Origin of the sequence: Streptomyces cyaneochromogenes, assembly GCF_003963535.1 — a bacterium.
GTDB classification, from domain to species: Bacteria; Actinomycetota; Actinomycetes; order Streptomycetales; family Streptomycetaceae; genus Streptomyces; species Streptomyces shaanxiensis.
Genome location: NZ_CP034539.1, coordinates 7413848 through 7435462, shown reverse-complemented (window position 1 = coordinate 7435462; position 21615 = coordinate 7413848). Strand labels below are relative to the sequence as shown.

The 21615-nt window shown below is 70.1% G+C and carries 12 protein-coding genes; 3 read left to right on the top strand and 9 right to left on the bottom strand.

All coding sequences use genetic code 11. The features are described 5' to 3' along the window. Window positions 1-114: 114 nt before the first annotated feature. The 3 genes from EJ357_RS33975 (at window position 115) to EJ357_RS33965 (ending at window position 6976) form a co-directional block, all read left to right on the top strand. A complete protein-coding gene (locus EJ357_RS33975; protein ID WP_126395516.1) occupies window positions 115-5199 on the top strand; it encodes an ATP-dependent helicase in 5085 nt (1694 codons plus the stop codon). Window positions 5200-5285: 86 nt separating this feature from the next. Next, complete coding sequence (locus EJ357_RS33970; protein WP_126395515.1) at window positions 5286-6179, top strand: Fpg/Nei family DNA glycosylase; 894 nt, start codon at window positions 5286-5288, stop codon at window positions 6177-6179. A gap of 32 nt (window positions 6180-6211) precedes the next feature. After that, on the top strand, window positions 6212-6976 hold the full coding sequence (locus tag EJ357_RS33965; protein ID WP_126395514.1) for an SDR family NAD(P)-dependent oxidoreductase: 765 nt from the start codon (window positions 6212-6214) through the stop codon (window positions 6974-6976). Here EJ357_RS33965 and EJ357_RS33960 read toward each other — a convergent pair. The 9 genes from EJ357_RS33960 to EJ357_RS33920 form a co-directional block, all read right to left on the bottom strand. Next, window positions 6924-7202, bottom strand: a complete 279-nt coding sequence (locus tag EJ357_RS33960; protein WP_126395513.1) for a hypothetical protein — start codon at window positions 7200-7202, stop codon at window positions 6924-6926. The genes EJ357_RS33965 and EJ357_RS33960 overlap by 53 nt on opposite strands. 291 nt (window positions 7203-7493) lie before the next feature. Then, entirely contained in the window at window positions 7494-7874 is a 381-nt protein-coding gene (locus EJ357_RS33955) for a helix-turn-helix domain-containing protein (RefSeq protein WP_030046881.1), read from the bottom strand. A gap of 109 nt (window positions 7875-7983) precedes the next feature. Further along, window positions 7984-8529: a CinA family protein gene (locus EJ357_RS33950; RefSeq protein ID WP_126395512.1), complete on the bottom strand. Its 546-nt coding sequence runs from the start codon at window positions 8527-8529 to the stop codon at window positions 7984-7986. Beyond that, the gene (pgsA, locus tag EJ357_RS33945; protein WP_126395511.1) at window positions 8526-9320 is read right to left on the bottom strand and encodes a CDP-diacylglycerol--glycerol-3-phosphate 3-phosphatidyltransferase; all 795 of its coding nucleotides are present in this window, start codon (window positions 9318-9320) and stop codon (window positions 8526-8528) included. Before pgsA ends, EJ357_RS33950 begins: the two co-directional genes overlap by 4 nt. Next, the gene (gene rimO, locus EJ357_RS33940) at window positions 9317-10798 is read right to left on the bottom strand and encodes a 30S ribosomal protein S12 methylthiotransferase RimO (protein ID WP_126395510.1); all 1482 of its coding nucleotides are present in this window, start codon (window positions 10796-10798) and stop codon (window positions 9317-9319) included. The genes pgsA and rimO overlap by 4 nt, the downstream gene beginning before the upstream one ends. Window positions 10799-10963: 165 nt before the next feature. After that, window positions 10964-11800 carry a helix-turn-helix domain-containing protein gene (locus tag EJ357_RS33935; protein WP_126395509.1) on the bottom strand — a complete coding sequence of 279 codons (837 nt, stop codon included), beginning with the start codon at window positions 11798-11800 and terminating at the stop codon, window positions 10964-10966. 279 nt (window positions 11801-12079) lie between these two features. Beyond that, entirely contained in the window at window positions 12080-14821 is a 2742-nt protein-coding gene (locus EJ357_RS33930) for a DNA translocase FtsK (RefSeq protein WP_126395508.1), read from the bottom strand. Between the two features lie 161 nt (window positions 14822-14982). Next, on the bottom strand, window positions 14983-15663 hold the full coding sequence (locus tag EJ357_RS33925; protein WP_126395507.1) for a response regulator: 681 nt from the start codon (window positions 15661-15663) through the stop codon (window positions 14983-14985). Window positions 15664-15907: 244 nt separating this feature from the next. Then, a complete protein-coding gene (locus EJ357_RS33920; RefSeq protein ID WP_126395506.1) occupies window positions 15908-21382 on the bottom strand; it encodes a HAMP domain-containing protein in 5475 nt (1824 codons plus the stop codon). Window positions 21383-21615 lie beyond the last annotated feature (233 nt).

Genomic DNA, 21615 nt, shown 5'->3' with positions numbered 1-21615 from the left:
CACGACGCACACGCAGGCCGCCACAGGCATCGACGCGCAGCCCGACCCACCCGCAGGCCGACCACATTTCCCCAGCTCAACCCCATTGTCAGTGCCCGGGTGCAGGATGGACGCATGGTCAGCAACGCGCAGCGAGCCCTCGCCGGCTTCTCCCCCGCAACCCGCGGCTGGTTCGCGGGGGCCTTCTCCGCGCCCACCGCGGCCCAGGCGGGCGCGTGGCAGGCCATCCGCGAGGGCTCGGACGTGCTGGTGGTCGCCCCCACCGGATCCGGCAAGACCCTGGCCGCCTTCCTCGCCGCCCTCGACCAGCTCGCCTCCACACCGCCACCGGCCGACCCCAGGAAACGCTGCCGGGTCCTCTACGTCTCCCCCCTCAAGGCCCTGGCCGTCGACGTGGAGCGCAACCTCCGCAGCCCACTGACCGGCATCCGCCAGGAATCCGTCCGCCTGGGCCTGCCCGAACCCGAGGTGAAAGTCGGCATCCGCTCGGGCGACACCCCCGCCGCAGAGCGCCGAGCCCTGTCGACCCGCCCCCCGGACATCCTGATCACCACCCCAGAATCCCTGTTCCTGATGCTGACGTCGGCCACCCGCGACGCCCTGACCGGCATCGAGACGGTGATCCTCGACGAGGTCCACGCGGTGGCGGGCACCAAGCGCGGCGCCCATCTCGCTCTCACCCTGGAACGCCTGGACGAGCTCCTCCCGAAGCCGGCCCGTCGCATCGGCCTCTCCGCGACCGTCCGCCCGGTCGACGAGGTGGCCCGCTATCTCTCCCCCCAGCGCAAGGTGGAGATCGTCCAGCCGAAGTCGGGCAAGGAGTTCGACCTCTCGGTCGTGGTGCCCGTCGAGGACCTGGGCGAACTGGCCGGTTCCCCGGTGGCCGACGGCGGCGAAGGCGCGGAGCGCCCGTCGATCTGGCCGCACGTCGAGGAGCGGATCACCGACCTGGTCCAGTCCCACCGCTCCACCATCGTCTTCGCCAACTCCCGCCGCCTCGCGGAGCGCCTCTGCAACCGCCTCAACGAGATCGCCTACGAACGGGCCACCGGCGAATCCCTGGACGAGCACCACGCCCCGGCCGAGCTGATGGGCGGCTCGGGCGCGGCGCAGGGCGCACCCCCGGTCATCGCCCGCGCCCACCACGGCTCGGTCTCCAAGGAGCAGCGCGCCCTGGTCGAGGAGGACCTCAAGGCCGGCCGCCTCCCCGCAGTGGTAGCCACCTCCAGCCTCGAACTGGGCATCGACATGGGCGCCGTCGACCTCGTCGTCCAAGTCGAGTCACCCCCCTCCGTGGCCTCCGGCCTGCAACGCGTCGGCCGTGCGGGACACCAGGTCGGCGCCGTCTCCACCGGTGTGGTCTTCCCCAAGTACCGCGGCGACCTCGTCCAGGCAGCCGTGGTCACCGAACGGATGCGCACCGGCTCCATCGAGTCCCTCAAGGTCCCGGCCAACCCCCTGGACGTCCTCGCCCAGCAACTCGTCGCCATGACGGCGATGGACACCTGGCAGCTCGACGACCTCCTCGCCACCGTCCGCCGAGCCGCGCCGTTCGCGTCCCTCCCCGAATCCGCCTTCACCGCGGTCCTCGACATGCTCGCCGGCCGCTACCCCTCCGACGCCTTCGCGGAGCTTCGGCCCCGCGTGGTCTGGGACCGCGTCGCCGGCACGATCACCGGCCGCCCCGGCGCACAGCGCCTCGCCGTCACCTCCGGGGGCACGATCCCCGACCGCGGCCTGTTCGGCGTCTTCCTCGCCGGAGCGGACCCCAAGAAGGGCGGCGGCCGGGTCGGCGAACTCGACGAGGAGATGGTCTACGAGTCCCGCGTCGGGGACGTCTTCACGCTCGGCACCAGCTCCTGGCGCATCGAGGACATCACACGCGACCGCGTCCTGGTCTCCCCCGCCCCCGGCGTACCGGGCCGACTCCCCTTCTGGAAGGGCGACCAGCTGGGCCGCCCGCTGGAACTGGGCCGCGCGGTGGGCGCGTTCCTGCGCGAGGTCGGCTCGCTGTCCAAGGAGGACGCCCGCCTGCGCCTGCTCGCCGCCGGCCTGGACGCATGGGCGGCCGACAACGTCCTGTCCTACCTGGACGAGCAGCGCGAGGCCTGCGGCCACGTCCCGGACGACCGCACGATCGTCGTCGAGCGCTTCCGCGACGAACTCGGCGACTGGCGCGTCGTCGTGCACTCCCCCTTCGGCGCCCAGGTCCACGCCCCCTGGGCCCTCGCCCTCGGCGCGAAGCTCTCCGAGCGGTACGGCATGGACGCGCAGGTCATGCACGCCGACGACGGCATCGTGCTGCGCCTGCCCGACGCCGACCTCATGGGCCTGGACCTGCTGGACCAGGAACCGAGGAAGGCCGGCACGGAGTACGACGCCGACCAGGCACCCGTGGGCGCGGCGGACGTCGTCTTCGACAAGGGTGACGTCGACCAGGTCGTCACGGACCAGGTCGGCGGCTCGGCCCTGTTCGCGTCCCGCTTCCGCGAGTGCGCCGCCCGCGCGCTGCTGCTGCCGCGCCGCAACCCGGGCAAGCGCACACCCCTGTGGCAGCAACGCCAGCGGGCCGCCCAACTGCTCCAGGTGGCCAGCGAGTTCGGCTCGTTCCCGATCGTTCTGGAGGCGGTGCGCGAATGCCTCCAGGACGTCTTCGACGTCCCCGGACTCGTCGAGCTGATGGGCGACCTCGAGTCCCGCAAGGTGCGCCTGGTCGAGGTCACCACCCCCGAGCCGTCGCCCTTCGCGCGCTCCCTCCTCTTCGGGTACGTCGCCCAGTTCCTGTACGAGGGAGACTCCCCGCTCGCCGAGCGCCGCGCCGCCGCCCTGTCGCTGGACTCGCGGCTGCTGGCCGAGCTGCTCGGCCAGGCGGAGCTGCGCGAGCTGCTCGACGCCGAGGTACTGACCGAACTGGAGCGAGAACTCCAGTGGCTCACCGAGGACCGTCGCGTCAAGGACGTGGAAGGCGTCGCGGACGTCCTTCGCCTCCTCGGTCCGCTCACCAGCGCCGAACTGGTCGAGCGGGGCGCCGACGCGCACTGGGCACAGGAGTTGGCGTCCGCCCGCCGCGCCATCAAGGTCCGCATCGCCGGCACCGACCACTGGGCGGCGATCGAGGACGCGGGCCGCCTGCGCGACGCGCTCGGCACCGCCCTGCCGGTCGGCGTCCCCGAGGCCTTCACCGAGCCGGTCAAGGACCCGCTCGGCGATCTCCTCGCGCGCTACGCCCGCACCCACGGCCCGTTCACGTCGGCCACCGCGGCGGCCCGCTTCGGCCTCGGCGTGGCGATCACGGAGGGCGCCCTCCAGCGGCTGGCGGCGAGCGGACGGGTCGTACAGGGCGAGTTCCACCCGGCCGGCATCGGCCAGGAGTGGTGCGACGCGGCGGTCCTGCGCCGCCTGCGCCGCCGCTCCCTGGCCGCCCTGCGCCATGAACTGGAGCCGGTGCCGCCGACCGCGCTCGCGCAGTTCCTCCCGCAGTGGCAGCACATCGGCAAGGGCCACGGCCTGCGCGGCATCGACGGACTCGTGCGCGCCATCGAGCAGTTGCAGGGCGCCTCCGTGCCCGCGTCCGCCCTGGAGAAGCTGGTCCTGCCGTCCCGCGTCATGAGCTACACCCCGGCGATGCTCGACGAGCTCACCGCGGCCGGCGAGGTCGTCTGGGCAGGCGCGGGCTCGCTTCCCGGCAAGGACGGCTGGGTCTCCCTCTACATGGCGGACGCGGCCCCCTTGCTCCTGCCGCAACCCCACCCCCTGGAGCTGACGGCACTGCACCAGTCCGTCCTGGACGCCCTGTCCGGCGGCTACGGCCTGTTCTTCCGCCAGATCGCCGACCAGATCCGCGCCACCACCCACCCCGACGCCACCGACCCCCAACTCGCCGACGCCCTCTGGGAGCTGGCCTGGTCGGGCCGCCTGACCAACGACACACTCGCACCCATGCGCTCCCTGCTGGGCTCCGGCCGCACCGCCGGCTCCACCGCCCACCGCGCCAAGCGCACCGTCCCCCGCGGCCGTTACGGCTCCCTCACCGCCGCCGCCCGCCCCGCCTCCCGCACCGGCCCGCCGACCGTCGCCGGCCGCTGGTCCCTGCTCCCGGCCCACGAGCCCGACCCCACCGTGCGCGCCCACGCCCTGGCCCGCACGCTCCTCGACCGGCACGGTGTGGTGACCCGGGGCGCGGTCACCGCGGAGGGCGTCGAGGGCGGCTTCTCGGCGACGTATCGCATCCTGTCCGCCTTCGAGGAGAGCGGCCAGGCACGCCGTGGCTACGTGGTCGAAGGGCTCGGCGCCGCCCAGTTCGCGATGGACGGCGCGGTGGACCGCCTACGCGCGGTCGCCAACGCCCGCGACCGCGGCGAGACCCTGCCGGGCCCGGGCTCCCCCGACGCGTACGGCGCTCCCGGCACCAACGACTCCGGCTCCGACGGCCTCGGCACCACTGACGGCCTCAGCACCACCGACGACTTCGACGCCTCCGACGGCTCGCCCCTATCGGACACCGGCCAGGGCAACGCCTTCGGATACGACGCCCCCGACAGCCCAACTCCGTACAACACCCCGGAGAGCCCGACCCCGGAGAGTCCGACCCCGTACAACACCCCTGACACCACCCCCACGTACGACATCCCGGACCTCGACCACGACTTCCTGGACGCCCACCTCGGCCCAGGCGACTACGTCTCCCCCCGCGACCTCGCCCCCCAGGCCGGCCGGCGCACCCCGAACAACCCCGCGTGGCACAACAGCGGCACACCGTACGGATCCGGCCCCGGCTTCGCCTCCCGCCACACCCGTCCCGGCGCCGACACCAGGGCCGTCGTCCTCGCCGCCGCCGATCCGGCGAACGCGTACGGCGCCGCCCTCGCCTGGCCCGAGCCCCCCACGGGCGCCGGGCACAAGCCGGGCCGCAAGGCGGGCTCCCTCGTGGTGCTCGTCGACGGCGAGCTGACGCTCTACATGGAGCGCGGCGGCAAGACACTGCTGGCCTGGCCCTCGGCCCCGGACACCGAGCCCACCGACGACCCCCGCCTGCACACGGCCGCGGAAGCCCTCGCCGCAGCCGCCCGCGCGGGCTCCCTCGGCACGGTCACGGTGGAACGCGTGAACGGCGCCGCGGCCCTGACCTCCCCCATAGGCACCCTCCTGGAAGGAGCGGGCTTCATCGCGACCCCCCGAGGCCTACGCCTACGCGCCTGACCCGAGCCGCGGCTCCCTCCCCCGCGACTCCTCGCCCCTGGCACACACCCACCCCCTGCCCCGCCGACCCGTGCCACCCTTGACCCATGCCCGAAGGAGACACGGTCTGGCAGACCGCGAGGCGGCTGCACACCGCCCTCGCGGGCAGGACGCTGACCCGCACCGACTTCCGGGTCCCGAAGTACGCCACGGTCGACCTCACAGGCCGCACCGTCCTGGATGTCACCCCGCGCGGCAAACACCTCCTCACCCGCATCGAGGGCGGCCTGACAGTCCACTCGCACCTCGGCATGGAGGGCTCCTGGAAGGTCTACGCCGACCAGCAGCGCTGGACGGGCGGCCCCGCCCACCAGATCCGCGTGATCCTCACTGCCGCCCCAGCCAGCGACACCCGCACCGGCAAAGACCCTGGCACCGGCACCGCCCGAACAGCCGTCGGCTACCGCCTCCCCGTCCTCGACCTCCTGCGCACCACCGAGGAACACCGCACGGTCGGCCACCTCGGCCCCGACCTCCTGGGCCCGGACTGGGACCCCGACCGCGCCCTTGCCAACCTCCTCACAGACCCCGCCCGCCCCCTCGGCGAGGCCCTGCTGGACCAGCGCAACCTCGCCGGCATCGGCAATGTCTACAAAAGCGAGCTCTGCTTCCTGCTCCGCGTCACTCCTTGGCTCCCCGTCGGCGCACTCCCGGCCCAGCACACGGCCCAACTGCCCGTCCTCGCCAAGAAGCTCCTGGAAGCCAACCGCGAGCGCCCGGTCCGCAGCACGACGGGCCGCCGCGGCCAGGATCTCTTCGTGTACGGCCGCGCCGACCGCCCCTGCCTGCGCTGCGGCACACCGATCCGCGCCGCCGACCAGGGCGACGGCTCCCGCGAACGCCCCACCTACTGGTGCCCCGACTGCCAGGCGGGACCAACTCCGAGCACGCCATCCGGCACCACCGCACACCGCGGAACACAGCACCGTACGACCAATTGACGGCCCGTCAGAAACCCTCGTACCGTCCCTTCATGGCCGTCAAGGCGTACGACCTCACCGGACGCACCGCATTCGTCACCGGCGCCGCCAGCGGCATCGGCCGCGCCTGTGCCGTCCTGCTCGCCGAGGCCGGCGCCACCGTGCACTGCGCCGACCGTGACGAACAGGGCCTGCACGACACGGCGACCCAGATCAAGGCCGGCGGCGGCACCGCCCGGACCCACCACGTCGACGTCACCGACCGCGCACAGCTCCGCCAGGCCGTCGCCTCCTGCGAGCGCCTCGACGTGATGGCCGCGGTCGCCGGGATCATGCACAGCAGCCCGGTCCTGGAGACCCGCGACGAGGATCTCGACCGGGTGCTGAACGTCAACTTCAAGGGTGTGCTGTACGCCTGCCAGGAGGCCGCCCGAGCGATGCTCGCCCAGCGCGTCAGGGGCAGCATCATCACCATGGCCTCGGGTGCCGTCGACACCGGCGGCCCCGGCCTGCTCTGCTACGGCGCGGCCAAGGCGGCCGTCGTGCAGCTGACGAAGACGCTGGCGACGGAGATGGGCTCGCACGGCATCCGCGTCAACGCGGTCGCCCCGGGCTGGATCCGCACCCCCATGACCGACCGCCACGACAGCGCGGCACAGACACAGACCGAGGCGTTCATGGCCCGCATGTCACCGCTGGGACGGGTGGGCGAACCCGAGGACATCGCCCACGCCGTACTGCACCTGGCGTCCGACGCCTCGTCGTTCACGACGGGGCAGATCCTGCGTCCGAACGGCGGTGTGGCGATGCCTTGGTAGGCCGCCCTCGCCGCCAGGCTTCCGCCCACCGCCGCGGGTCGACGGCTCCGACGGCCCGCGCCTTCGGCACACAGTGCACCGGCAGCAGGCTCAGCCCCCATCCTCCGGCGGCGACGGCCGCCTCCAGCGCCCCCGCCTCCGGAGCGAGCGCGAGCCGCAGCACGGCCCACCACCACAGCGCCCCGAGCCCGAGGATCACCCCCCAGCGCGCTATAGGCCGTGCCATCCACCCACCTCCAGCCCGAGGCTAGGCCGCTCGTCCACCCGCCCGGGAGGGCGCACCGACGGCACACGGATGCAGCGCGGGCCAACGTCGTCACAGCGCGTCAGCGCGCCGTGAACACCCTCCACGATGACCTCCGCGCCCCACGGCGGCAAACGGACCCGGCACGTCCCGTACGGCCCCGCACAGCACGAAACCCCGACCGCGCTCCCCCAGGTTTCCCTGGAGAAGCCCCGGCCGGGGCCTCACACAACTCCTCAGCGCGTGGTCATCCCACGCGCACCGGCGGCGCCGTCAGGCGGCGACCACGTCCACCGCCTCGGAAGGCGCCTTGATGGTCACCCGTTCCGGTGGCACGCCGGTCACCGAAACGGAACCGAGCATCGGACGCACCGATGCCGGTACAGGCTCGCTGGGGGTGGCCGCAGCGGACTGGGCCAGCTCGGCGAGGGCGAGTTCGTCGCTCACTTCTCGCATGAGCTCGGACATCCGTACGTCCAGCGCGTCGCAGATCGCGGCGAGCAGCTCGGAGGAAGCCTCCTTCTGCCCCCGCTCCACCTCGGAGAGATAGCCGAGTGAAACTCGGGCGGACGAGGAGACTTCGCGCAGAGTACGGCCCTGGCGCTGGCGCTGCCGACGCAGCACGTCACCCAGCAGGCGACGGAGCAGAATCATCGGTGGCTCCCTCCTCGGACCGCGTAGCCGCATCCTTCACGCCCCACCGTACCGCCTTGCGCCGCGGCCGTGCGGGGAGCGATGTCGTGTTCACTAAGGGCTGCAAACATCAAAACCCCCCGTTCTGTTCCGTATCCTGTGCCCGCTCATTCCCAGTGTGTTCGCCCGCAAGCTCCTTCAGGAGCAGGGCGAGTACGCTCCGTACACTCTCCATACGAATTTCCTCGCGGCCGCCGTTCAACCGCAGGGCCTCTACTTTTCCGCCACCGGCAGAACCGGAACCGGGTCCGAGAGGTCCGTCCACGGCCACGAAGACCGTCCCCACGGGCTGACCGTCCTGGGTCTCGGGCCCCGCGACGCCAGTCGTCGCAATGCCCCAGTCGGCCCCCAGAGCCTTCCGCACGCCGGCCGCCATCTGGGCCGCCACCTGCGGATTCACCGCTCCGTGCTGGGCCAACAGAGTGGCGTCGACCCCGAGCAGCTCATGCTTGAGCCCGGTGGCATAGGCGGTCACCGACCCCCTGAAGGCCTTGGAGGCCCCAGGAGTGGCTGTGATTTCCGCCGCAACCAGTCCGCCCGTGAGCGACTCGGCGACAGCGAGCGTCTCGCTCCTCACTGTGAGTAGTCGCACCACGTCGGTGGCCGGGGAACTCACGCTTCCGTCTCCTCCAACGCCGCCTTGCGCTCGGCGATTCCCTGCCTGCGCAGCACAATGGCTTGTCTCACATAGTCGAGCCCGGTCGCCACGGTCAGGACGACCGCCGCGGCCATCACCCACCACCGCAGGGTGGCCAGCCAGCCCGTCAGCGCCAGGATGTACATCCCGACGGCCACGCCCTGGGTGAGCGTCTTGAGCTTGCCGCCCCGGCTCGCCGGGATCACGCCGTACCGGATGACGATGAAACGCAGCAGCGTGACCCCGAGTTCCCGGCCGAGGATGACGCCCGTCACCCACCACGGCAGATCGCCCAGCGCCGACAGACAGATCAGCGCGGCCCCCATGATCGCCTTGTCGGCGATGGGGTCGGCGATCTTCCCGAAGTCGGTGACGAGGTTGTACGTCCGTGCCAGATGACCGTCGAACAGGTCGGTGATCATGGCGATGGCGAAGGCCGCCCAGGCGAGCGAGCGCCACGCCGGGTCGTATCCGTCGTCGGCGAGCATCAGCGCGACGAACGCGGGCACGAGGACCAGCCGGAGCATGGTCAGGAGGTTGGCGATGTTCCAGACGCTGGCCTGGTTGACGGCCGCGGCCGCGATCTTCCCGCCGCGCGCGGGCTTGGCACCGTCCGGCCCGTCGGATTCGGTGCCGGAAGCCTTCGAGGCAGCGACCTTCGCACCGCCCGCCTTCGCGCCGCCCGCCTTGGACAGACCCACAGCGCCGGCCTTGCCCGCCGCACCCGCCCGGGAGGAGCCACCCGCGGCGGACGCCGGAACTCCGGTCATCTGCCCGCCTCCTCACTACACGCGAGCGTGCCCTGCAGCGGCTCGGCCATCAGGTCGACACCTTCCGTGCCGACCACCTTCGCCTCGACCATACGACCGATGCCCAGCCCCGCGCCGCTCGTGAGCAGCACCTGGCCGTCCGTCTCGGGAGCCTGGTGGGCGCCACGGCCGTACGCGCCCTCCGTCGAGTCCTCGGCGTCCACCCCCTCGACGAGCACGTGCACGGTCTCCCCGAGGCGCTCCTCGGCCCGCTGCGAGACCAGTTCCTCGGCCAGCCGGGAGACTCGTGCCAACCGTTCGGCGACAAGGTCCTCGTCGAGCTTGTTGTCGTACGTCGCGGCCTCGGTGCCCTCCTCGTCGGAGTAGCCGAAGACGCCGATGGCGTCGAGCCGCGCGTTGTTCAGGAACCGCTCCAGCTCGGCCAGGTCGGCCTCGGTCTCGCCGGGGAAGCCCACGATGAAGTTGGAGCGCACGCCCGCCTGGGGGGCCTTGCCGCGGATGGTGTCGAGCAGCTCCAGGAAGCGGTCGGTGTCACCGAAGCGACGCATCGCGCGCAGCACGTCGGGAGCGGAGTGCTGGAAGGACAGGTCGAAGTACGGGGCGACCTTCGGGGTGGAGGTCAGGACGTCGATCAGCCCGGGCCGCATCTCGGCCGGCTGGAGGTAGCTGACGCGGACGCGCTCGATGCCGTCGACCTCGGCCAGCTCCGGCAGGAGGGACTCCAGCAGCCGGATGTCGCCCAGGTCCTTGCCGTACGACGTGTTGTTCTCGGAGACCAGCATGATCTCCTTGACGCCCTGCTCGGCGAGCCACCGCGTCTCGTTCAGGACGTCCGAGGGCCGACGCGAGATGAAGGAGCCGCGGAAGGACGGGATGGCACAGAAGGTGCAGCGCCGGTCACAGCCGGAGGCGAGCTTCACCGAGGCGACCGGGGCGCCGTCGAGGCGTCGACGCAGGGGTGAACGCGGGCCGGAGGCCGGAGCGACCCCCTGCGGAAGGTCGGCGGGGCCGTGCCCGGGGAGCGCGACGGCCACCGCGGACTCCTGCCGCTCGGCCGGACTGATCGGCAGCAGCTTGCGCCGGTCGCGCGGGGTGTGCGAGGCGTGGACACCGCCGGACAGGATGGTCTGCAGGCGGTCCGAGATGTCCGCGTAGTCGTCGAAGCCGAGCACGCCGTCGGCCTCGGGGAGGGCCTCGGCGAGGTCCTTGCCGTACCGCTCGGCCATGCAGCCCACCGCCACGACGGCCTGGGTTCTTCCATGCCCCTTGAGGTCGTTGGCCTCCAGGAGGGCGTCGACGGAGTCCTTCTTGGCGGCGTCGACGAAGCCACAGGTGTTGACGACGGCGACATCCGCGTCCCCGGCGTCCTCCACGAGATCCCAGCCGTCCGCCTCCAAACGGCCTGCGAGCTCCTCCGAGTCCACCTCGTTGCGGGCGCAGCCAAGAGTGACGAGTGCGACGGTACGGCGTTCAGGCATGGGCTCAAGACTACTTTGTCTCACTGACAGCCCATGTCGACGGGGCCAGGGCCTCCCCGGCCGGCCATACCGCGGTGCCGTGCGTTGCCGACGCCGTCCAGATACGCCGGACGGGGCCTGCCGATCCTGGCAGACCCCGTCCCGAGCTCATCCCTTCAGCCGGTCCTATCCGGCCTGCGGGTCGCCCTTCGTGTACGTGAGGCGCTCCACGGCGCCCGGCTGCCAGTCGTCCTCGATCTTCTTGCCGTTGACGTAGAGGTCGATCGCGCCCGCGTCACCGAGGACGAGGTTGATCTTCTCGCTGTCCTGGAACGTCTTCGAGTCGCCCTGCTTCAGCAGGTCGTCGAAGAGAAGCCGGCCGTTGTGGTCCTTGACACCGACCCAGCTCCTTCCGTCGACGGCGCTGACCTTGACGGTCACCTTGTCCTGGGGGACGGCGGCGATGGCGCTGTCCGACGGTTCCGGCTTGGGGTCCTTGGGCTTGTCGGTCTTCGGCGTGGGCGTGGTCTTGTCCGCCGTCGACGTCGAGCCGCCCTCGGCCACCGACGACTTGCCGCCCTCGCCATCGCCCTTGAACGCGGTGAAACCGACGAATCCGACCACGGCGACGATCGCGGCGACCATGGCCGCGGTCCAGTTCGGCCCGCGTCGCTCGGGACGGATGCGTTCCGCCTCGAACAGCGGGGCAGCAGGCGTGGGCGCCGGTCGCCCGCCGTGCGAGTCGTCGTACTGGGCGAGAAGCGGGGCCGGATCGAGGTGGACGGCCTTGGCCAGGGTCCGGATGTGGCCTCGGGCGTACACGTCACCCCCACAGGGAGCGAAGTTGTCCGCCTCGATGGCGTGCACGATGGCGATGCGGACCCGGGTGGCGCTGCTGACGTCGTCGACGGTCAGACCGGCATCGATACGAGCCTGCCGCAGGGCTCGGCCGATCGAGGGACGGGCTTCGTCGGACACGTCTTCGAACGGACGCTCGTCTTCAGGGGAGTTGCCGATGGACACGGGGGCGCCTTTCGAGCGTTTAAGCCACCTGTGCTGGAGGTTCAGTCTAGGGGGGGTACGAAAGGGTGGGGCAACCGGGCGGTGGGACTTTATACGCCATCAGAATGGCCGGACACGCTGATGGTGGGGTACGAGGTTGTCGCCTCGCTCAACTTGACGTACGTCGACGGGAAACGGTTGCTCAATGATCCCTTACGGGTGAGTCACGATCGGACATCGACCCATCACCCACCCGTCCGCAAGGTGATCATCATGTCCCGTTTCCACCCCGGACTCCCTTTAAGCCTCCCCGCGGATCACGGCCAGCACGCCGTCCAGCTCGTCAGGTTTCACAAGAACGTCACGAGCCTTTGAGCCCTCGCTGGGCCCGACGATGCCCCGCGACTCCATCAGGTCCATCAGCCGTCCGGCCTTGGCGAACCCGACGCGCAGCTTGCGCTGCAGCATGGACGTCGACCCGAACTGCGTGGAGACCACCAGCTCGGCCGCCTGGCAGAGCAGGTCGAGGTCGTCGCCGATCTCCTCGTCGATCTCCTTCTTCTGCTTGGTGCCCACGGTGACGTCGTCCCGGAAGACGGGCGCCATCTGGTCCTTGCAGTGCTGGACGACCGCCGCGACCTCCTCCTCGGTCACGAACGCGCCCTGCATACGCGTCGGCTTGTTCGCGCCCATCGGCAGGAACAGCCCGTCGCCCTTGCCGATCAGCTTCTCGGCGCCGGGCTGGTCGAGGATGACGCGCGAGTCCGCGAGCGACGAGGTGGCGAAGGCGAGCCGTGAGGGGACGTTCGCCTTGATGAGACCGGTGACGACGTCGACCGACGGCCGCTGGGTGGCGAGCACCAGGTGGATGCCGGCCGCGCGCGCGAGCTGTGTGATGCGCACGATCGAGTCCTCGACGTCGCGCGGCGCGACCATCATCAGATCGGCGAGCTCGTCGACGATCACCAGCAGATACGGGTACGCCTGCAGCACCCGCTCACTGCCCTCGGGCGCCTTCACCTTGCCGTTGCGGACGGCCTCGTTGAAGTCGTCGATGTGGCGGTAGCCGTACGCCGCCAGGTCGTCGTACCGAAGATCCATCTCCCGTACGACCCACTGGAGCGCCTCGGCGGCCCGCTTCGGGTTGGTGATGATCGGCGTGATCAGGTGCGGGATTCCCTCGTAGGCGGTCAGCTCGACGCGCTTGGGGTCGACCAGCACCATCCGCACGTCCTCCGGGGTCGCCCGCATCATGACCGAAGTGATCAAGCAGTTAATGCACGACGACTTACCGGAACCGGTCGCACCGGCAACCAGCACATGCGGCATCTTCGCGATGTTGGCCATCACATAGCCGCCCTCGACGTCCTTGCCGAGCGCCACCAGCATCGGGTGGTCGTCCTCGGCGGCGGCCGCGAGGCGCAGCACGTCACCGACGTTGACCATCTCGCGGTCGGTGTTCGGGATCTCGATGCCGACCGCCGACTTGCCGGGGATCGGGCTGATGATCCGCACGTCCGGGCTGGCGACGGCGTACGCGATGTTCTTCGTCAGCGCGGTGATCCGCTCGACCTTCACGGCGGGGCCGAGCTCGACCTCGTAGCGCGTGACCGTCGGCCCGCGGGTGAAGCCGGTGACGCGGGCGTCGACCTTGAACTCGGAGAAGACGGTGGTCAGCGACTCGACGACGGCGTCGTTGGCGGCGCTGCGCGACTTGCCGGGGCCGCCGCGCTCCAGGAGGTCGAGCGACGGCAGCGAGTAGGTGATGTCACCGGACAGCTGGAGCTGTTCGGCGCGCGGCGGCAGGTCGCGCATCTCGTCGGGCGCGGCCTTGGTGAGGTCCGGCACCCCGGCCTTGGTCAGGTCCGGGACCTCGGTCTTCGGGAGCTTCTCCTGCTTGGGGCGCGCGGCCGGGACGGGCGTCGGCACGGGGGTGGTCTCCGCGCGGTCGCCGACGGTGACGCCCTGGGTGAGGTCGGCGACGATCGGCGAGGGCGGCATCCCGTGCAGGACGGCGCCGTCGAGCGCGGCAGCGGCGGCCGCCGCGACGTCCACAGCGTCCATGGGACGGTCCATCTCGGGCTGCGGCACTGCGGAGCGCCTGGGACGTCCGCGACGCCGCGAGAGGGCCTCCTGCTCGGCGCTGTCGGGGTCGTACGCCTCGGGGGCCGCGGTGCGCTTGCGGCCGCGCGACGCGGGCAGCGCCCCGCGCCACTGGTCGTCGTAGCGCTGGTCGTCCTCGGTGTACTCGTCGTCCTCCGCGGGGTCGGGCAGGACGCCGAGCTTCACTCCCAGCTGCCGCAGCCGCTGCGGGATGGCGTTGACCGGGGTGGCCGTGACGACCAGCAGCCCGAAGATCGTGAGCAGCACGAGCAGCGGTACGGCGAGGACCTCGCCCATGGTGTACGTCAGCGGAGTCGCCGCGCCCCAGCCGATCAGCCCGCCGGCGTCCCTTATCGCCTGCATGCCGTCGCTGCGGGCGGGCGAGCCGACGGCGACGTGGACCTGGCCGAGCACGCCGATGACGAGTGCGGACAGGCCGATGACGATCCGGCCGTTGGCCTCGGGCTTCTCGGGGTGCCGGATGAACCGAACGGCGATGACCGCGAGCAGGATCGGCACGAGCAGGTCGAGCCGGCCGAAGGCGCCGGTCACGATGATCTCGACGAGGTCGCCGACGGGGCCGCGCAGATTGGACCAGGTGCCGGCGGCGACGATCAGCGCGAGGCCGAGCAGCAACAGCGCGATGCCGTCCTTGCGGTGGGCCGGGTCGAGGTTCTTCGCGCCCTGCCCTATGCCGCGGAACACGGCGCCCACGGCATGTGCGAGCCCTAGCCAGACGGCGCGCACGAGCCGGTAGATGCCCCCGGTGGGGTTCGGCGCGGGCTTGGGTGCGGGCGCGGCTTTCTTCGCCGCGGCCTTCTTGGCCGGCGCCTTCTTGGCGGGGGCTTTCTTGGCGGCGGCCTTCTTCGCCGGAGCCTTCGCGGAAGCGGCCGCCTTCTTCGCGGGCGGCTTCTTGGCTGCGGAGGAACGTGAGGCCATGGATGTGAGGTTACCGGTGGAGAAGACAGTGGACACGTGTGCCCACTGCTTCACCCGTTCGTGTCGCCCTTGCGGAGGCGGCGAACTGACGCCCGTTCACGGACCCGTCACACACCGGACGATCCGGCGCCGCCGGCCCGCCAACCGGCGCCCTCACGGCGTCAGTTCTGCGAGGACACCGAGGACGTGCTCCCGGTGCCCGGCTCCAGCGCGTCGAGCGCCCGCCGCAATCCGGTGAGTTTGCGTTCGAGATGGGCCGCGGTGGCCACCGCGGCGGCGTCCGCCGAGTCGTCGTCCAGCTGCTTGGACAGCGCCTCGGCCTGCTCCTCGACCGCGGCGAGCCGCGCCGACAGCTCGGCGAGCAGACCCGCCGGCTCCTTCGACTCGGCGCCCGCGGTCTTGCCGCCGCCCTCCAACTGGAGCCGCAGCAGCGCCGCCTGCTCACGCAGCTGGCAGTTCTTCATGTACAGCTCGACGAACACGGAGACCTTCGCCCGCAGCACCCACGGGTCGAACGGCTTGGAGATGTAGTCCACCGCGCCCGCCGCGTAACCGCGGAAGGTGTGGTGCGGGCCGTGGTTGATCGCGGTGAGGAAGATGATCGGGATGTCCCGGGTCCGTTCCCGCCGCTTGATGTGCGCCGCGGTTTCGAAACCGTCCATTCCCGGCATCTGGACGTCCAGCAGAATGACCGCGAAATCGTCCGTCAGAAGTGCCTTGAGCGCTTCCTCCCCGGACGATGCCCGCACCAGGGTCTGATCGAGCGCAGAGAGGATCGCCTCCAGCGCCAGCAGATTCTCCGGCCGGTCATCGACCAGGAGGATCTTGGCCTTCTGCACCATGGCCCGCCCTCCTCGCCCCGGCAGTGCACCGGGCTCCGCCCCAGGGGACGACTCCCTTACGCCGCCCGCCCTCGTGCCGGTCATGGTAGCCGCACCCTGCCTGTCGCCACACCCTGTCACCGCGATGTCACTGTGCACGTAGCAGAAACGCAGCAGGAGACCAGAAGGTTCCCCGAATACCGCGCTTCTACACGACTTCGAGCACACTGAGTCAGCAACTCCGTGTGAACACTGTTGGTTCCTGTCACTGCTCCCTCATCCACTGATTCATCACCGTCAGCAGATGATCGGGATCGACCGGCTTCGTCACGTAATCGGAAGCGCCCGACTCGATCGCCTTCTCCCGGTCACCCTTCATCGCCTTGGCGGTCAACGCGATGATCGGGAGCCCGGCGAACTGCGGCATCCTGCGGATCGCCGTGGTCGTCGCGTACCCGTCCATCTCGGGCATCATGATGTCCATCAGGACGACCGCTACGTCGTCGTGCTGCTCCAGGACCTCGATGCCCTCACGGCCGTTCTCGGCGTACAGCACGGACAGGCCGTGCTGCTCCAGGACGCTGGTGAGCGCGAAGACATTACGGATGTCGTCGTCGACGATGAGCACCTTCTCGCCGCCGAACCGGATGCCCCGCATCGACTGCGGAGCCACGTTCTGCTCCGCCGCCGACCACTGCTCCTGCTGCGCGGGCCGGGCCTCCAGCTCGTTCGCCATCCTGCGGCGGCGCCTGAAGAGCGCGGCGGCGCCGTTCTGCGTCTCCCGGTACGACCGCACCTCGGCCGGCGTCTCGATCTCCGCGTCGGACAGCTCCGCCAGGTCGGCCGCGGAGGCCACCAGGGCACCGGCGTCGAGCGGCGGCAGCTGCTGCTGGTATCCGTGCGGGGGCAGTTCGCTGGGGTGCAGCGGCAAATACAGCGTGAACGTCGAGCCGCGTCCCGGCTCGCTCTGGGCGTGGATCTCCCCGCCGAGCAGCTGCGCGATCTCCCGCGAGATGGACAGCCCCAGCCCGGTACCGCCGTACTTGCGGCTGGTCGTGCCGTCCGCCTGCTTGAACGCCTCGAAGATCACCCGCATCTTGCTGGCAGCGATCCCGATCCCGGTGTCGGTCACGGAGAACGCGATCAGCGGCGCGTCCGCCTCGGTCAGCGAACCGGCCTCCAGCAGCTGCTCCCGGATCTTCATCGGGACATCCATCCCGGCGGGCCGGATGACCAGCTCGACCGATCCGGAGTCGGTGAACTTCACCGCGTTGGAGAGCAGGTTGCGCAGCACCTGCAGCAGCCGCTGTTCGTCGGTGTGCAGCGTGGCGGGCAGCTCCGGCGAGACCCGGACGGACAGGTCCAGGCCCTTCTCCGCGGTCAGCGGCCGGAAGGTGGCCTCCACGTAGTCGACGAGCTGGACGAGCGCGATACGCGTCGGCGAGACGTCCATCTTGCCCGCCTCGACCTTCGACAGGTCCAGGATGTCGTTGATCAGCTGGAGCAGGTCGGAACCGGCACCGTGGATGGTCTCGGCGAACTCGACCTGCTTCGGCGAGAGGTTGCCCTCGGCGTTGTCGGCGAGCAGCTTGGCCAGGATCAGCAGCGAGTTGAGCGGCGTACGCAGCTCGTGCGACATGTTGGCGAGGAACTCGCTCTTGTAGCGCATGGAGACCGCGAGCTGCTCGGCGCGCTCCTCCAGGACCTGCCGCGCCTCCTCGATCTCGGTGTTCTTGACCTCGATGTCGCGGTTCTGCTGGGCCAGCAGCTCGGCCTTCTCCTCCAGTTCGGCGTTGGACGCCTGGAGGGCCTTCTGCCGGTTCTCCAACTCTTCCGACCGCTCACGCAGTTGCTCGGTCAGCTCCTGCGACTGCTTCAGCAGCACCTCGGTCTTGGTGTTGACGGAGATGGTGTTGACGCTGGTCGCGATCATCTCGGCGATCTGGTTGAGGAAGTCCTTCTGGATCTGCGTGAACGGCGTGAAGGAGGCCAGCTCGATCACACCGAGCACCTTGCCCTCGAAGAGCACCGGAAGGACGATCACCTGCGCCGGCGGCGCCTCGCCGAGCCCGGAGGAGATCTTCAGATAGCCGCTCGGCGCGTTCTCCACGAGGATCGTGCGCTTCTCCATGGCGGCCGTCCCGATCAGACCCTCCCCGGGCCGGAACGACGTCGGCATGGAACCCATCGAGTAGGCGTACGACCCCAGCATCCGCAGCTCGTACTGGTCCTCACCCTCCGCACTCATGTCCTTGCCGTCCACCAGCGGCATCGCCAGGAAGAACGCGCCGTGCTGCGCGGACACGACAGGCGTCAGCTCGCTCATGATCAGCGAGGCCACGTCCTCCAGGTCGCGGCGGCCCTGCATCAGCGCCGAGATCCGGGCGAGGTTGCCCTTGAGCCAGTCCTGCTCCTTGTTGGCGATCGTGGTGTCGCGCAGGTTGGCGATCATCTTGTTGATGTAGTCCTGGAGCTCCTGGATCTCGCCGGACGCGTCGACGTCGATCTTCAGGTTCAGGTCACCGCGGGTCACCGCGGTCGCCACGCGCGCGATGGCACGCACCTGCCGGGTAAGGTTTCCTGCCATTTCGTTCACGGACTCGGTGAGGTCGCGCCACGTGCCGTCGACGTCACGCACGCGTGCCTGACCGCCCAGCTGCCCCTCCGTGCCCACCTCGCGGGCGACTCGGGTGACCTCCTCGGCGAAGGACGACAGCTGGTCGACCATCGTGTTGATCGTCGTCTTAAGCTCGAGGATCTCGCCGCGAGCGTCGATGTCGATCTTCTTCGTCAGGTCACCCTTGGCGATGGCTGTGGTGACCATGGCGATGTTCCGCACCTGACCGGTCAGGTTGGACGCCATCTGGTTCACGGACTCGGTGAGGTCCTTCCACGTACCGGCCACACCCGGCACATGCGCCTGACCACCGAGGATGCCGTCCGTGCCCACCTCACGGGCCACCTTGGTGACCTGGTCGGCGAACGAACTCAGCGTCTTCACCATGGTGTTGAACGTGTCGGCGAGCTGGGCGACCTCACCGCGTGCCTCGATCGTCACCGTCCGCGTGAGGTCGCCGTTGGCGACCGCGTTCGCGACCTGGGAGATGTTCCGCACCTGCATGGTGAGGTTCTTGGCCATCAGGTTGACGTTGTCGCTGAGGTCCTTCCAGATGCCGACGACGCCCGGGACGTTCGCCTGGCCGCCCAGAATGCCCTCGGTGCCCACCTCACGGGCCACCCGGGTCACCTGCTCCGCGAAGCTGGACAGCTGGTCCACCATCGTGTTGACCGTGGTGACGAGTTCGAGGATCTCGCCCTTGGCATCGACGGTGATCTTCTTGGACAGATCGCCCTTGGCAACCGCGGTCGTCACCTCGGCGATGTTGCGCACCTGAATGGTCAGGTTGTTCGCCATGAAGTTCACGGACTGGGTGAGGTCCTTCCAGGTGCCGGAGACGCCCTGCACCTCGGCCTGACCGCCGAGCTGGCCCTCCGTACCCACCTCACGGGCGACCCTGGTGACCTCCTCCGCGAACGACGACAGCTGGTCGACCATCGTGTTCAGCGTGTTCTTGAGCTCCAGGATCTCGCCGCGCGCGTCCACGGTGATCTTCTGCGAGAGGTCACCGCGGGCCACCGCGGTGGCGACCTGCGCGATGTTGCGCACCTGGGCCGTAAGGTTTCCTGCCATTCCGTTCACGGAGTCGGTCAGGTCCCGCCACACACCGGCGACGCCGGGCACCTGCGCCTGTCCGCCCAGGCGACCCTCGGTGCCCACCTCACGGGCCACCCGCGTCACCTGGTCGGCGAAGCCGGAGAGCTGGTCGACCATCGTGTTGATGGTGTTCTTCAGCTCCAGGATCTCGCCGCGCGCGTCGACGTCGATCTTCTGGGACAGGTCACCGCGGGCCACCGCAGTGGTGACCTGCGCGATGTTGCGCACCTGAGCGGTGAGGTTTCCTGCCATTCCGTTGACGGAATCGGTGAGTTCCTTCCACGTACCGGCCACACCCGGTACGACCGCCTGACCGCCCAGCCGACCCTCCGTACCCACGTCCCGGGCCATCCGCGTGACCTGGTCGGCGAAGGACGACAGCTGGTCCACCATCGTGTTCACGGTGTTCTTCAGCTGGAGCATCTCGCCGGAGACGTCCACGGTGACCTTCTGCGACAGGTCACCGTTGGCCACCGCCGTCGTCACCTGGGCGATGTTCCTCACCTGTCCGGTGAGGTTCCGGAACGCCGTGTTGACGGAGTCCGTCAGGTCCTTCCACGTGCCCGCGGCCCCCGGCACCTGTGCCTGCCCGCCGAGCTCACCCTCGACACCGACCTCCCGCGCGACACGCGTGACCTCGGCACCGAACGACGACAGCTGGTCGACCATGCCGTTGACGGTGTTCTTCAGCTCCAGCATCTCGCCGGCCACGTCGACCGTGACCTTCTGCGACAGGTCACCGTTGGCCACCGCCGTCGTCACCGCCGCGATGTCCCGCACCTGAATGGTCAGATTCCGGAACACGGTGTTGACGGAGTCCGTCAGGTCCTTCCACGTACCCGCCGCACCCGGCACATTCGCCTGACCGCCCAGCCGCCCCTCGGCGCCGACCTCGTTGGCCACACGCGTGACCTCGTCCGCGAAGATCCGCAGCGTCTCGGTCATCTGGTTGATCGTGTCCGCGAGCTGAGCGACCTCACCGCGTGCCGAGACGGTCACCTTCTGCGACAGGTCACCGTTGGCGACCGCGGTGGTCACCTGGGCGATTCCGCGCACCTGGGCGGTCAGGTTGCCGGCCATGAGGTTCACCGAATCGGTGAGGTCCTTCCACACACCGGCCACGCCCGGCACCTGCGCCTGCCCGCCGAGCTCGCCCTCGGTGCCCACCTCACGGGCGACACGCGTCACCTCGGAGGAGAACGAAGACAGCTGGTCCACCATCGTGTTGACGGTGTTCTTGAGCTCCAGCATCTCGCCGGCCACGTGAACCGTGACCTTCCGGGACAAGTCACCCTTGGCGACCGCCGTGGTCACCAGCGCGATGTCCCGCACCTGGGCCGTCAGCCGGTACGCCATCGTGTTGACGGAGTCCGTGAGGTCCTTCCACGAACCCGACATGCCACGCACGCGTGCCTGCCCGCCGAGCTTGCCCTCGGTGCCCACCTCGCTGGCCACACGCGTGACCTCGTCGGTGAACGTCGACAGCTGATCGACAAGGTTGTTCACAGTCCGCCCGACCTTGAGGAACTCACCCCTCAGCGGATGCCCGGTCCCGTCCGGGGCCTGTGTCCGCAGCTCCATGCGCGGCGACAGATCACCCTCGGCCACCGCGGACAGCACCCGGCCGACCTCGGAGACGGGCCGTACGAGGTCGTCGACCAGGGCGTTGGAGTTGTCGATGGCGGCCGCCCAGGAGCCCTCGCAGGCCCCCGTCTCCAGCCGTTCCGTGAGCTTGCCCTCACGCCCGACCATGCGCCGCACCCGCGCCAGCTCACCCGTCAGCTGGAGATTCCGGTCCGCGACCTCGTTGAAGACGGCGGCGATCTCCGACATCACGCCGTCCCCGGACACCGTGAGCCGCTTCCGGAAGTTCCCGTCCCGCATCGACACCAGTGCCGCCAGCAGCCGGTTCAGGGCGGCCGTGTCCACGGCAGTGGTCCCGCCACGCGATTTGCGCTCGTTCTTCAGGGACTGTCCGCCTTTCGCGCGCGTCTTAGTGCCCCGCGTCGCTGCGCCAGACTCCACTGTGTCCCTCCCGCAGGGGTCGACCGTTACTGCTGTGCTCGGCTTCTACTGCTGCGCGTACCCGTTACTGCTGGGTATTCCTGCCGGATATACCAGGCCACACCACGTGCTGCTGCCCGCGGTACGCGAATGACACTCAGCCTGCCCGGACCTTCACAAGAAGCTTGCCCAGTGTTTCACCCCGGCTGAACCCGGCCATAACAGTTCGGCAGCTTCGCACATCGTCCGCACAC